Here is a 14,302-nt window from a genome sequence, read left to right on the forward strand (position 1 = left end):
GAAAAACGGAACCGACGGCGGCGCCGGTTCCGTATGAAAGCACCGAAGCTTTGGTGCAGATCGCAGGAACAAACCGCGAAGGTTACGCCTGTCCCTGGTCCTTGTTGAGTTCAGCTGCCGCGGCGGCACCAACAGCTGTTTTCTGTTCGGGGGTCAGGTTTTCAGCATCATCCAGGCCCGGGATTGCAACGCGCACCTCACGGCGGGCAAAGTCGATGCCGTTCTCCTTGAAGGCGGCCTTGACCCGGTTGAAGATTTCCTTGCGCAGGGTGAACTGCTTGCCCGGCTTTGCCATGAACTTGCCGCGGATGATCATGCCGACATCGTCAAAGTCGAACACGCCCTGAGACTTGAAGGGCTGAAGGAAACCATCCTTGTGAGTTTCGTCTTCCATCATCTCGGCACCGATCTTCTTGAAGATCTTTTTGACCTTGTTGGGGTCAGTGTCGAAAGGCACGGTGAACTTCAGCTTCATGATCACCCAGTCGCGACTGAAATTGGTCAGTTTCTGAATCTCACCATAGGGAATGGTGTGAACGGGACCGCGGTGGTGGCGTAGTTGCATCGAGCGGATCGAGATTTTCTCAACCGTGCCCATTGTGCCGCCCACATCCACATACTCACCTACGCGGAAGGCATCGTCGATCAGGAAGAAAATCCCGCCCACGATATCGGCGACCAGTTTCTGTGCGCCAAAACCGATGGCCAGACCCAGAACACCGGCACCGGCCAACAGAGGTGTGATGTTGATACCCAACGCACCCAAAGCCAGAAGAACAAAGATAACGGCAATGGCTACTTGTGCAGTAACGCGTAGCAGTGGCAGAACAGTCGCCAGACGTGATCCGCCGGAACCTCCGCCTTCACCGGCTTCTTCATCCGGGCTTTGTTCGGCGGCTGTTTGTTCTTTTGCGAGGCGGCGGTTTATCCAAAGTGAAACGATTTCGTTCAGGATGTACCCGACCGCGATTATAATAAAGAACTGGATCACTTTGCTGCCGGACTCAGTTCCACCGCCTGCGATTTCCTGAAGGTCAAGGTCCCACGCATTGGCGATCATAAGAATGACCAAAACACCGGCCAGAACCCGCCCGATACGAATGTAGCTTCGCTTGGTGGACTTATAGGCGCGCTCTGCGACAGGGCCGTCGCCAAGCATAGGTGGTTGAAGGTGACGTACCAGGCCACGGATCAGCGTATCCAAAGCAGGAGCGATCAGCAGCCAGAACATGGTGACGAAGTGTGCTCCATGTGCCAGAAGGCCAAATACCACCGGGTTGTTCTGCGCTGCGAGATACTCGACCAGCAGCCAAGTGCCGGCGGAAACACCGATAGCAATGTAAGGGTAGAGCCTCGCTACCTCTTCATCAAACCGAGTACGATCAGGGTCTGAACCACGCATCATGTCGGACAATCCATCACGTGCCGTCCAGGCAATCACCGCGATGTAGATGTGAATCGCTGTATTCAGCCAGAAACCCAAACGGGATTCACCCGGTGGGACGCCGTTGATGGCGTTGAAGTCCAAAATGAACATGGTGAACCCAATCAGCAGGAATAAGCCGATCAAGTTGCGATGCAGGTAACTCGCCCAGTGGTCGCTAACATTGACCATACGAAGATCGTGCTGTTGCGGGGCTAGAATGAAACGCGAAATGGCTGCACCCAAACGAGGGAACCAAATTAGGAAGAAAACAAATGGTGCAGCCTGCGCGATCTGAGGCTCGTCCAAAAGCCGACGCCCTACAAAAACCAGAGTGTAATAAAAGACCAGAAGGCCAAGAAACTCACCGCAAAAGCGTTTGAACAAATAGGTGGCCGCACCTCGAAGGTTTGTAGAAGCATCTCCATCAACTACTTTAAGCCATCGGCGCGTCCACAGCCCAACGATCTTCTCGGCGGCAAAACCAACCGCTAGGGCGATGAAAGTGAAGCCAAAAAGACTAACTAGCCCGCTGGACCCAAAGCTACTTCCGAAATTCGAGAATGCTTGAACCTGAGCTGAAATTAACAGAGGGATCTTTCTGATAACATCCATCCAGGACGCGGCCATGGTGCTAACGGTGTCCGAGATGGCCTGAAATATACCCTTTTCGGTCGTGCCACTTTCGGCCCGCTTTTCTGCAACAGCATCAAGCCGCTCCAACAGAATCGCGCGCACCTGGTCGTCAGACATCCGCGCAACAAGGTCGTCGACCTGTTCGGGTGTCAGATCTTCGGGAATCGTCACTGAGGACGGCGTGCTGGTGCCTTGTGCCAGAAGTGGGGTCGCTAAAAATAAAGCGGAAATGATCGCCAGCATGAGGCGGAGTGGGTGGAACATTGATTTTCCCTCGAACACGAAATTGTTTCGTTTTTTGGGGATCATATGCCTATGCGTGTATTTTTCCCAGAGCTTTCGCTGGCTAAATGCTTTTGGCCGCGCAAAAAAAAGGCCGAGCTATAAGCTCGGCCGTAGTCCAACAGGGAGGTATGAAGATGATGAGCGTTTCAGCATCACCGCCTTCGAGTGCTCATTTAGGTGTCAGTTTGTGAAGGTTCAAGGAGTTTAACCCTGTTAAGACCTCATGCCCGATATGCTATGGGTGCATATCTAGAGTTTACCCATCTGTTTCAATTGCTTGCGCTGCGCAATGATCTCATCCTGAACGAAATCACGGAACGCGCCGACGCGCTTCGAATGCCTGAGCTCTTCGGGATAGGCCAAGTATACAGGAACATCAGCGGTTTCGATGTCGGACAGTACCGGCACCAGATGCGGAAAATCCTGCGTTACATAATCAGGAAGAACCCCAATACCCAGATTGTGCAGAACGCCCTGAAGTACTCCGAAATAGTTGTTCACGGTCAGTAACGACCCTGGATTGTAGGTCATCAGGTGGCGCACCATCGCTGCGCTGGCTCCGACTTGCGGTGCTGCGGGGGTTTGGCAAATCAGTCGATGGTCTTTGATTTCGTCCAACGAATTCAACGTTCCACCATGAGCCTCGATATAGTCCTGCGTCGCGTACAGCATCATTTGCACCGTCATCAAACGCTTGCGAACCAAGTCGGCTTGACTGGGTTCTTTCATGCGAATGGCGACGTCCGCCTCACGCATGGGAAGGTCCAAAACGCGTTCTTCCAGCATCAAGTCGATGTTGAGATCGGGGTACTGCTCGTACAGTTTAGGCAGGCGCGGGGCCAGCCAGAGAGTTCCGAAGCCGAATGTGGTCGTAACCCGCAGGACGCCAAAGACCTCTTCTTCGCTGTCCCGAATGCGCGCGGCTGCAGCATCCAGCCGTTTCGACATTGCGGATGTGGCGTCAAACAGCAATTCACCTTGTTCGGTAAGAATCAGTCCCCGCGCATGACGATGAAAAAGGGTCGCATCCAGCGATTCTTCCAATGCACGGATCTGTCTGCTCACGGCGGATTGAGACAGATTGAGCTTGTCACCTGCGTGGGTCAGGCTGCCTGCATCGGCCACTGCGTGAAATATTCTAAGCTTGTCCCAATCCATCACCGCAACTTTCGTTATCCTTTTGGATGCCTATATGAAAGAGGTGACAAGTTCCACATTCAAAGGGCGAAATCGTTACTTATCAGTGGATAAATCCTATACAGGTCAGAAATTATGACCTAAAATGCATCGAAATGAAGCACACTGATCTGACGAGGGGAGACGTCTGATGAGTCAGCCACAGATAACGTTAAACGACCGGTTTGATCTTGAGAAAAACCCCGTTCTTTTGAACGGAACTCAGGCGCTTGTCCGGTTGATGCTGATGCAGAAAGCAAGGGACCGGCAAGCAGGCCTGAACACGGCGGGCCTAGTTACCGGTTATCGAGGTTCGCCCCTTGGTGCGGTCGATCAGCAGATGATGCGCGCCCAAAAGCCGCTGGCTGAAAACGATGTGACGTTTCAGTTCGGATTGAACGAAGATCTGGCTGCAACTGCGCTTTGGGGCAGTCAGCAGGCGGGATTGCGCGCGGATGGCAAGTTCGATGGCGTTTTCGGGCTTTGGTACGGCAAAGGTCCTGGCGTTGACCGGTCCGGCGACGTTATGCGCCACGCGAACATGTCCGGAACGGCCAAACATGGCGGCGTCCTTATGGCGATGGGTGATGACCATACCGGTGAAAGCTCGACGGTTTTGCATCAGTCCGAATGGTCGCTGGTTGACATGTATATGCCGATTGTCAGCCCCGCTGGCGTTCAGGAAATTCTGGACTACGGCATATACGGCTTCGCACTCAGTCGCTTTGCTGGGGTCTGGGTCGGTTTGAAAACGATGAAAGACACAATCGAGGTCACTTCGGTTGTGGATGGCAGCCCGAACCGGATGCAGGTCGTTGTGCCTGAATTCGACATGCCGGAAGGTGGGTTGAACATTCGGTTGGGTGACACTCCGCACCTGCAGGAAACGCGCGTCATCGACTACAAAAGGTTCGCGGCCGAAACGTTTTCCCATGCCAATAAGCTCGACAAGCGGATGTGGGGCAAACCCGGTGCCAAGATCGGCTTTGTGGCTGCAGGCAAGAACTGGCTAGATCTGACACATGCTCTTTCGCTTTTGAATATCGACGAGGCCGAGGCCGAACGGCTGGGGATCACCACTTACAAGGTGGGGCAGACTTTCCCGTTGGATATGGCCGGGTTCCATGACTGGGCCGAAGGGCTGGACCTGATCGTGATCGTCGAGGAAAAGCGCAAGCTGATTGAGGTTCAGGTCAAGGAGGCCATCTTTGACGATCGGCGCGGCCGCAGGGTTTATGGCTGGTACAAAGGTGGGGCAGGGGCGCTGCACCGGGAAGAACTGTTCCCGACGCGTGGTGCGCTTGATCCGATCATGATCGCCGAAAAACTGGGTGAAATCCTGATCGAAGAGGGGCGCGAAACCGATGGTATTCGGGCTGGGCTGTCATCATTGTCCGAAGCGCGTCGGGCCGATAACGCGCAGGAAATCGCGACACGGCTTCCGTATTTCTGCTCGGGCTGTCCGCATAACAGTTCGACGAAAGTGCCTGATGGCAGCCGCGCTTATGCCGGTATCGGCTGTCACTACATGGTTCAGTGGATGGACCGCGAGACGACAGGTTTCACCCAAATGGGCGGTGAAGGCGCGAACTGGATTGGTGAAGCTCCGTTTTCGACCACCAAACACGTGTTCCAGAACCTTGGCGACGGCACTTATAACCATTCGGGCGTTCAAGCGATCCGGGCGGCGTTGTCTGCAGGAACGAACATCACCTTCAAAATCCTGTTCAACGACGCGGTCGCCATGACCGGTGGGCAGGACAACGAAGGCGACCTGACCGCAGAACGGATCGTTGCAGAGGTCAAAGCGATGGGCGTCCGTGAGGTCGCTCTGGTTTATGACGAAAAGGAAGACGTTAACTTCAAGGCTCTGCCAGCCAGCGTTCAAACATATGAGCGCGCGGATCTTATGCAAGTGCAGGAGAAATTCCGCGAGATCGAAGGCGTTTCGGTCATTGTCTATGTTCAGACCTGCGCGGCTGAAAAGCGCCGCCGTCGCAAGCGGGGCACGTTCCCGGACCCGGACAAACGAGTGTTCATCAACACTGATGTCTGCGAAGGCTGTGGCGATTGTGGGGTGCAGTCGAACTGCGTATCGATCGTGCCGAAACAGACCGAACTGGGCCGTAAGCGAGCCATTGATCAGTCAAGTTGCAACAAGGACTTTTCCTGCCTGAACGGGTTCTGTCCCTCGTTCGTGACACTTGAGGGTGCGAAAATCCGCAAAGAGGCAACGACCGAGATCGATCTGCCGGACCTACCAATGCCCGAGCTTCCCGAGATCAAGGGAACGCATAACGTGGTCATCACGGGTGTAGGGGGTACTGGCGTCGTTACCCTTGGCGCAATTCTTGCTCAGGCGGCGCAGATCGATGGCAAAGGCGCGGGCATGATGGAAATGGCGGGCTTGGCGCAGAAAGGTGGTGCGGTTCATATCCACTGCCGTCTGGCCAATCGCCCCGAAGATATCAGCGCGATCCGCGTTGCCACCGGTGAAGCCCACGCCCTGATCGGCGGCGATTTGGTGGTTTCCGCCGGGGCGAAGACCTTGGGCCTGACGCGCACCGGACGCACCGGCGCAGTCGTAAACAGCCATGAAACGGTCACGGGCGACTTCACACGCGATACGGAATTCCGCATTCCAGCCGATCAGCTGGAACTGGCCTTGCAGGCGCGGCTGAAAGAAGATGTCTCATTGTTTGACGCAACCGATCTGTCGCGCGCCGTGATGGGGGATTCGATCTATTCCAACATGATGATCTTTGGCGCGACCTGGCAGCGCGGGTTGTTGCCCGTCAGCCATCAGGCGATCTTTGACGCCATTGAGTTGAACGGAACGGCGGTCGAACGAAACAAGCGTGCGTTTGATATCGGCCGCTGGGCGGTGCTGCATCCGGATGAGGTACAGTCCATACTGTCCCCAACCGTGGCGGAGATGCCGAAAACGCTGGACCAGATCATCGAGTTCCGTGCACAGCACCTGACCGAATACCAAAGCGCCCGGTTGGCGAAACGGTATCGTAAGTTGGTTGACAGCGTTGAGGACGCTGAGGTGCGCGAAGCAGTCGCAAAGGGTTATCACAAGCTTTTGTCATACAAGGATGAATACGAGGTTGCCCGCCTTCTGCTGACCAGTCGGGAAAAGGCGGCGGCCGAGTTTGATGGCGATTTCAAGATGACGTTTCATCTGGCGCCGCCGATTTTCGGAGGATCGGGCAGCAACGGCAGGCCCAAGAAGCGCGCATTCAGCGAATCTGTCATAGGCCCATTGAAGCTGCTGACAAAGTTGAAGGCGCTGCGCGGCACACCGTTCGATGTCTTCGGGTATTCGTCCGAACGCAAAATGGAGCGTGCTTTGATCCGGCAGTACGAAAAGGAAATGCGCGAAGTGTTGCCGTTATTGTCGCAGGACACACGTGATGCGATCTCTGCCTTGGCTCGACTGCCATTGGATATCCGTGGTTTCGGACCTGTTTTGCAGGAAAACGAGGCCAAGGCAGCCAAACGGCGCGAGGAGTTGCTGGCATCCATCCGCAGCGGCGGGCCCGAGTTGCAGGCAGCGGCGGAGTAAATCGTCACAAGGGCGTCACGATAGCTAGGCAAAATTGTTACTTGCACCTATTTTGCAGGCAACAAACCGGAGACCCACATGCCATCGCGTCGTGATGCCGTTCGTGACATTTCTTATGCCCATTCTGCCGAGACCAAAGGCGGGCGAATGGTTATTAAGCTTATGGAGAATACGACTGGCCGTATGCGCCTGATCAAACGCGCCGACGGATACGAAAAAGACGTTGCCAACGGGCGCGACTTTTGGGCCGTTATGGTCGAACGCTATGGGCTGACATTGGATGTTGTGGGGGGATCGCTTGCAAACATTCCGACGGATGGCTCCCTGATCCTGATTGCCAATCATCCCTATGGCATTCTGGATGGTCTAATAATGGGTCACATTCTGTCTGAGGCGCGCGGAGATTTCCGAATTCTGGCGCATCGCGTGTTCCGCAAGGCTGAAGATCTGAACCGCATCATCCTGCCCATTTCGTTTGATGAAACGAAAGAAGCGATGAAGCTGAATTTGGAGACTCGCAAAACGGCTCTCAACTATCTGGGCGAGGGTGGGGCGATTGGCATTTTTCCGGGCGGGACAGTCAGCACCGGGGTCAAGCCGTTTGCGCACCCTATGGATCCGGGCTGGCGTGGCTTCACGGCTCGAATGGTGGCGAAATCCAATGCAACGGTTGTGCCGGTTTTCTTCGACGGGCACACATCGCGCTTGTTCCAGATCGCAAGCCATCTGCACAACACCCTGCGTATGGGTCTGCTCATCAAAGAATTCAAAAAGCGCGTCGATACCCCTGTGAAAGTGGTGATCGGAGAGCCTATTGGGCGCGATGTTTTGGACCCGCTTGGCAAGGATACGCGCAAGATGATGGATTTCCTGCGCAAAGCCACGTATGAGCTGTCTCCGAAGCCGTTGGAGTCCTATGACTACGGCTATGAATTTGAGGAACGGCATCGCGCCTGAAGGGGCTAATGGCAGTAGGTATCTTTGATTCCGGTTTGGGCGGTCTGACCGTCCTGAATGCCGCGCAGCAACGGCTGCCCGACGTGGATTTCCTGTATTTCGCGGACAGTGCGCATGCGCCCTACGGTGTACGCGACGCCGAGGATATCTATCAGCTGACCCGCAAGGCCGTGCACGAACTGTGGAATCGCGGGTGCAATCTGGTGATTCTGGCATGCAACACCGCAAGCGCTGCCGCCCTGCGCAGGATGCAGGAAGAGGGCGTGCCCGAGGGTAAGAGAGTGCTAGGCGTCTTTGTTCCCTTGATCGAAGCGCTGACCGAGCGGCAATGGGGGGACAACTCTCCACCACGCGAAGTGGCCGTTAAGCATGTGGCCTTGTTCGCGACGCCTGCCACTGTGTCCAGCCGGGCCTTTCAGCGGGAACTGGCATTCCGCGCGATTGGCGTGGACGTCGAAGCGCAGGCCTGTGGTGGTGTGGTTGATGCTATTGAAGATGGCGATATGATCTTGGCCGAGGCGCTGGTGCGGAGCCATGTTGATGCGTTGAAACGCAAAATGCCGGACCCGCAGGCCGCAATTCTGGGCTGTACGCATTACCCGTTGATGGCCGAGACGTTTCAGGCGGCCCTGGGTTCGGATGTTCAGGTCTTTAGCCAAGGGGATCTGGTGGCCGAAAGTCTGGCCGATTACCTGCAACGTCACCCCAACATGCTGGGCGACGGCGGCGGTGGTTTTCTGACCACGGGCAAGCCAGGGTTTGTCAGTGACCGAGCGACGCAGTTCCTCCGACGACAAATATCGTTCGAGGCGGCCTGATTTAGGTCAAGGACGCACTTCCCCGAATTTTCTAGTTCAAAGACCGTCACATCGGCGGTCGTGATATGTGACACACGTAAAGAAGAGGTCTGACATGACCCATAAAATCGCAATTCTGGGCGCTTCTGGTTACACCGGCGCTGAACTGGTGCGGCTGATCGCCGAGCACCCGAACATGGACATCGTTGCTTTGGCCGCCGAACGTAAGGCTGGGATGAGTATGACGCAGGTCTTTCCGCATCTGCGGCACATGGACTTGCCGGATCTGTGCAAGATTTCCGAGATCGATTTTTCCAATGTTGATCTGTGTTTCTGTGCTTTGCCGCACAAAACCAGCCAAGAGGTGATCCGGGACCTGCCGAAAGACTTGAAGATCATTGATTTGTCAGCGGATTTCCGGCTGCAAGACCCGGATGAATATGAGAAGTGGTATGGCAACCCGCACAGCGCTTTGGAACAGCAGGGCGAGGCCGTTTATGGCCTAACTGAGTTCTATAGGGATGAGATAAGGTCGGCGCGCTTGGTCGCCGGTACAGGCTGCAACGCCGCGACAGGGCAATATGTGCTGCGGCCGTTGATCTCGGCCGGGGTTATTGATCTTGATGACATCATTCTGGACCTGAAATGCGCAGTTTCCGGGGCCGGGCGGTCGCTCAAGGAAAACCTGCTGCACGCTGAGTTGAGTGAAGGGTACAATGCCTATGCGGTCGGCGGTGCACACCGGCATCTGGGTGAATTCGATCAGGAATTTTCGAAGCTGGCCGGGCGGACAGTGCATGTGCAATTCACACCGCATCTGGTCCCGGCTAACCGGGGCATTCTGGCAACGACCTACGTCAAGGGCGACCCGCAAAGCGTCTATGAAACGTTGGCAAAGACCTATGTGGATGAGCCTTTCATCCAGATGCTGCCGATGGGACAGGCGCCGTCGACCCATCATGTACGCGGGTCGAATTTCTGTCATATCGGTGTGGTGGCTGACCGGATCGAACGGCGCGCGATTGTGATTGCCGCGCTGGATAACCTGACAAAAGGTAGCAGTGGCCAAGCCTTGCAGAACGCCAACCTGATGTTAGGTGAAGATGAAACTGTGGGTCTGATGATGGCCCCTCTATTTCCGTGAGGACGGTATGAAAACGCTTAAGAAACGTCGTCGAGTACAAGTCATTTTGGTAGCGGTCGTTGCCTTGGTGGCATCGACGGCGTTGATTGGGTGGGCCTTGCAGGATGGCATCAATTTCTTCCGTTCGCCCAGCGAGGTAATTGCGGAGCCGCCCAAACCGACCGAGGTGTTCCGCATAGGCGGGCTTGTTGAAGAAGGCTCGATCATTCGTGGGCAGGGCGAAACCGTTCATTTTGTGGTTACGGATGGGGGGGAGAGTGTCCCGGTCTCGTTCACGGGCGTTCTGCCGGATCTGTTTACCGAGAACCAAGGCATGGTTGGCACCGGAAGCTACGTAAACGGCGTGTTTGAAGCAACTGAAATCCTTGCCAAACATGACGAAACTTACATGCCGAAAGAGGTAATGGACGCGCTGAAAGAGCAAGGTGTTTACAAAGAAGCGGAAGGCAGCTGATCGTCGGGCTTCTCGGGCAAATGTAGCCATTGAACAAAAGAATAAAGGGCGTTGCACGTATTCAAACTGCAGCGCCCTTTGTCGTTTCTGGATGTTAACAGGTTTGTCGGACCGTTGCCGCGATTGTTAAAATTGGGGGATGTCATGCAAACGGTTCGGCAGATCGCAGAAGACATCGTTGCACGAGAAGGCGGGTTTGTGGATGATCCGGACGACCCCGGCGGTGCCACGAAATACGGTGTGACCATTCACACAATGCGACGTCTGGGATTGGATTTGACTGGCGATGGTGCTGTGGATGTTGCCGACGTGCGGTTGCTCACGCGGCAAAAAGCGGTCGACATCTTTGTTCAGCATTACTTTGATAAGCCACGTGTTTCGTCGTTGCCGAATGTGCTGCACGCTTCGGTCTTTGACATGTATGTGAACGCCGGATCTCAGGCAGTGAAAATCTTGCAACGACTTTTGCGAGACATGGGCTTCAATGTGGCAGTGGATGGCGTGATTGGTCCAAAGACCGCAGCAGCTTGTGTAAGTGCAGCCCAGCCGGACCCATCCACACTGCGGGATGCATACGGGATTGCGCGGCGGAATTACTACTTTCGTCTGGCGGATCGACGACCGGCGTTAAGAAAATATGCGCAAAGCCGGTCAGGGGGCAAAGGTGGCTGGATTAAACGCGCCGAAGAATTTCTGTCGCACCGCTATCACATGTCAGATGACGCGTTTCAAAGAAGGGTGGAAGCATGGGATTGATCTCGGGCGTCTTGGCGCTGTTGTTTGGGAATGGACGCAATGGGGTAAGAGAAACCGTTGAGCTTTACCGCGAAAACGCCGAAGCAGGCGCGCAGAGAGGAGCCGAGGTTCAAGCGCAAGCCATGTTGCAATTTGGTGGTGAATTCCAAACTGCGCAAAAAGGTTCATTTGACCGGTTTATGGATGGTGTGAATCGACTGCCACGTCCGGCTTTGGCCTTGGGGACGCTGGGGTTGTTCATCGCGGCCATGGTCGATCCGCTGTGGTTTGCGGCTAGGATGCAAGGCATGGCTTTGGTGCCGGAACCTTTATGGTGGTTGTTGGGCGTTATCGTTTCCTTTTACTTTGGAGCACGGCATCAGGTGAAGATGCAGGAGTTTCAAAGGGATATCGGTGTTTCAATGCTGCGATTGCCTGCCGTCCTGAACAATATCGAGCAGTTGCGCGCCCTGCGAGCCGACAGCCCGGGGGCTGCGGATCCTGGCCCGGATTCAGCTTTGACGCAAGACATCACGCGCCCTGATGCCAACCCTGCGCTGGAAGACTGGCGCAAGCGTCGTGGGACCTGACCCGCGACACTATGTGCCCCCGGATCTGGCGAAAGTTATTGGCCCCCGGATTGGCCCCGGAGTATATTCCGGGGCATGATTACAGAACTCGGCCACTTTGCCCTAATTCTCGCCTTCTTTGTCGCAATCGTGCAAAGCGTGGTGCCCCTGATCGGTGCCTCGAAACGTTGGACCGGATGGATGGCATTTGCCGAGCCTTCGGCCATTGTTCAGTTCCTGCTAACGGCATTTTCCTTCGGTGCTCTGATCTGGGCTTTCGTCGTGTCCGACTTTTCCCTGAGGATCGTGGTTGAGAACAGCCACTCGGCCAAGCCGATGATCTACAAGATAAGTGGGACATGGGGGAACCACGAAGGGTCCATGTTGCTTTGGGTGCTGATTGTCACCTTGTTCGGTGCGATGGCTGCGTTTTTTGGGGGCGGTTTGCCGCCAACGCTTAAGGCACGTGTGTTGGCCGTGCAGTCTTCAATTGCTGTCGCATTTTTTGCCTTCATTTTGTTCACGTCAAACCCGTTTGACCGGCTTGCAATTGCGCCGTTTGACGGGCGCGACCTGAACCCACTGCTTCAAGACCCCGGTTTGGCCTTCCATCCACCGTTTCTCTATCTCGGATATGTGGGGCTGAGTATGGCGTTCAGCTTTGCCGTTGCCGCCCTGATCGAAGGCCGCGTCGACGCCGCATGGGGGCGGTGGGTGCGGCCTTGGACACTGGCAGCATGGGTCTTTTTGACGATCGGGATCGCGTTGGGGTCCTGGTGGGCGTACTACGAACTCGGCTGGGGCGGTTTCTGGTTCTGGGACCCGGTTGAGAACGCCTCTTTCATGCCGTGGCTTCTGGCAGCCGCGCTGTTGCACTCGGCTATCGTTGTGGAAAAGCGCGAGGCGCTGAAAAGTTGGACCATTTTGCTGGCAATCATCGCATTCGGATTTTCACTGATCGGCACATTCATTGTGCGGTCTGGGCTTCTCACGTCTGTTCATGCCTTTGCAACCGATCCCGAACGTGGCGTGTTTATCCTGATGATCCTGGTGTTCTTTATCGGCGGGGCATTGACGCTGTTTGCCGCGCGCGCCCAAGCGATGGAGGCCAAGGGTGTGTTTGGTATGGTCAGCCGCGAAAGCGCTTTGGTGGCGAACAACGTGCTGCTGGCTGTCAGCTGTTTTGTTGTGTTCGTAGGCACCATGTGGCCGATGGTGGCTGAGATGATGTTCGACCGGAAGCTCTCGGTCGGTGCTCCGTTCTTCAATGCGGCGTTCTCTCCGTTCATGGTGCTGCTTGGGTTGATCCTGCCGATTGGGTCAATGTTGCCTTGGAAGCGGGGAAGGATTGGCAAGACCGCGTGGTCGCTGCGCTATGCCTTTGGCCTTGCGCTGGCAATTGCTCTGCTGGTTTGGGCGATGCAAACCGGACGCAGCGCGCTTGGGCCGGTTGGGCTGTTCCTTGGGGCCTGGATCACCTTTGGTGCAGCGCTTGATTTGTGGAGCCGCACAGGCCGCAATGGCAGCCTTAAGCGCCTGTTCCGTTTGCCGGGCGCGGATTGGGGAAAAGCGGTTGCTCATACCGGTTTGGGCGTCACCATCTTCGCGGTCGCTGGTCTGACTGCGTGGGAGGCCGAAGATATTCGCGTGGCGCAACCCAACAAGCCGTTCGTGGTGGGGCAGTTCACGCTGACCCTGCAAGATGTGCGGCAGGTTGAGGGGCCGAACTATTTCTCGACCACGGCAGATGTCCTGGTTGAAAAGAATGGACGTCTGATTGGCACCCTGCACCCGGAAAAACGCGACTATCCGGTGGCGCGTATGCCCACGACTGAGGCTGCGATCGACTATCGTTTCCTGGGCGACCTTTACGTCGTGATCGGCGATCAGCAGGCCGATGGGGGCTGGGTCATGCGGACCTATATCAAACCGCTCGCAAACTGGATCTGGGGTGGCTGCATTCTAATGTCGCTAGGCGGTATCCTAAGCCTATGTGACAGACGATTCCGTGTTGCGGCTGGGGCCAGAAAAACCCCGGTTGGCGGAGTGCCCGCAGAATGAAACGCCTTGTACTGATCCTAATGCTGCTGGCGACACCCGTGTTTTCGGTGCAGCCCGACGAGGTGCTGGATGATCCGGTCCTCGAACAGCGGGCGCGCGACCTCAGCACTGGCCTACGCTGCCTTGTTTGCCGGAACGAGAGCATCGACGAAAGCAATGCAGATCTTGCGCGTGACTTGCGCCTGTTGCTGCGTGAGCGTTTGGTCGCGGGTGACAGCGATGAAGAGGCAATTGCCTTTATCGTAGATCGCTATGGCGAATACGTTCTGCTGAAGCCGACGACCAGCGGTTCGAACCTGTTTCTTTGGCTCGCCGGACCCATCATGTTGCTGATTGCAGCCGGGGTCGGGCTGAACTTTCTGCGCAACCGCGCCAAAGCCCACGCTTCAGTTGAGAGCACGACGCTGAGTGAGGACGAAAAGGAACGCCTGCGCCGAATTCTTGAAGACTGACGTTTGGTTCTGCTTTTCCCATCCCGTTTGGGTCAGTAAGTG

General features: G+C 55.7%; 11 protein-coding genes. 9 read left to right on the plus strand and 2 right to left on the minus strand.

Annotated elements, in window-relative coordinates; genetic code table 11:
- Window positions 1–82: 82 nt before the first annotated feature.
- Both I9187_RS07185 and I9187_RS07190 read right to left on the minus strand, forming a co-directional pair.
- Window positions 83–2,323 carry a mechanosensitive ion channel family protein gene (locus I9187_RS07185; RefSeq protein WP_171174227.1) on the minus strand — a complete coding sequence of 747 codons (2,241 nt, stop codon included), beginning with the start codon at window positions 2,321–2,323 and terminating at the stop codon, window positions 83–85.
- A gap of 270 nt (window positions 2,324–2,593) precedes the next feature.
- On the minus strand, window positions 2,594–3,502 hold the full coding sequence (locus tag I9187_RS07190) for a LysR family transcriptional regulator (RefSeq protein ID WP_171174225.1): 909 nt from the start codon (window positions 3,500–3,502) through the stop codon (window positions 2,594–2,596).
- Window positions 3,503–3,671: 169 nt separating this feature from the next.
- Between I9187_RS07190 and I9187_RS07195 the strand changes: the two genes are divergently transcribed.
- The 9 genes from I9187_RS07195 to I9187_RS07235 all read left to right on the plus strand — a co-directional run bounded on the left by I9187_RS07195 (window position 3,672) and on the right by I9187_RS07235 (window position 14,260).
- Window positions 3,672–7,091, plus strand: coding sequence for an indolepyruvate ferredoxin oxidoreductase family protein (locus I9187_RS07195; RefSeq protein WP_209940124.1), 3,420 nt, complete (start codon window positions 3,672–3,674; stop codon window positions 7,089–7,091).
- A gap of 78 nt (window positions 7,092–7,169) precedes the next feature.
- A complete protein-coding gene (locus I9187_RS07200) occupies window positions 7,170–8,048 on the plus strand; it encodes a lysophospholipid acyltransferase family protein (RefSeq protein WP_171174221.1) in 879 nt (292 codons plus the stop codon).
- Between the two features lie 8 nt (window positions 8,049–8,056).
- On the plus strand, window positions 8,057–8,866 hold the full coding sequence (locus I9187_RS07205; RefSeq protein WP_171174219.1) for an aspartate/glutamate racemase family protein: 810 nt from the start codon (window positions 8,057–8,059) through the stop codon (window positions 8,864–8,866).
- 94 nt (window positions 8,867–8,960) lie between these two features.
- Window positions 8,961–9,989, plus strand: a complete 1,029-nt coding sequence (gene argC, locus I9187_RS07210) for an N-acetyl-gamma-glutamyl-phosphate reductase (protein ID WP_171174217.1) — start codon at window positions 8,961–8,963, stop codon at window positions 9,987–9,989.
- Window positions 9,990–9,996: 7 nt separating this feature from the next.
- Window positions 9,997–10,443: a cytochrome c maturation protein CcmE gene (gene ccmE / locus I9187_RS07215; RefSeq protein ID WP_171089834.1), complete on the plus strand. Its 447-nt coding sequence runs from the start codon at window positions 9,997–9,999 to the stop codon at window positions 10,441–10,443.
- A 144-nt stretch (window positions 10,444–10,587) separates the two neighbouring features.
- Window positions 10,588–11,199, plus strand: coding sequence for a holin-associated N-acetylmuramidase (locus I9187_RS07220; protein WP_171174215.1), 612 nt, complete (start codon window positions 10,588–10,590; stop codon window positions 11,197–11,199).
- The gene (locus I9187_RS07225; protein ID WP_171174212.1) at window positions 11,190–11,768 is read left to right on the plus strand and encodes a holin family protein; all 579 of its coding nucleotides are present in this window, start codon (window positions 11,190–11,192) and stop codon (window positions 11,766–11,768) included. The genes I9187_RS07220 and I9187_RS07225 overlap by 10 nt, the downstream gene beginning before the upstream one ends.
- Window positions 11,769–11,843: 75 nt before the next feature.
- Window positions 11,844–13,808 (plus strand): heme lyase CcmF/NrfE family subunit, encoded by a 1,965-nt coding sequence (locus tag I9187_RS07230; protein WP_171174210.1) that lies wholly within the window; start codon window positions 11,844–11,846, stop codon window positions 13,806–13,808.
- A complete protein-coding gene (locus tag I9187_RS07235) occupies window positions 13,805–14,260 on the plus strand; it encodes a cytochrome c-type biogenesis protein (protein ID WP_171174208.1) in 456 nt (151 codons plus the stop codon). The genes I9187_RS07230 and I9187_RS07235 overlap by 4 nt, the downstream gene beginning before the upstream one ends.
- The last annotated feature ends 42 nt before the right edge of the window (window positions 14,261–14,302 follow it).

Origin of the sequence: Ruegeria sp. HKCCE4148 (assembly GCF_017872495.1) — a bacterium.
Taxonomy (GTDB): Bacteria; Pseudomonadota; Alphaproteobacteria; order Rhodobacterales; family Rhodobacteraceae; genus Ruegeria.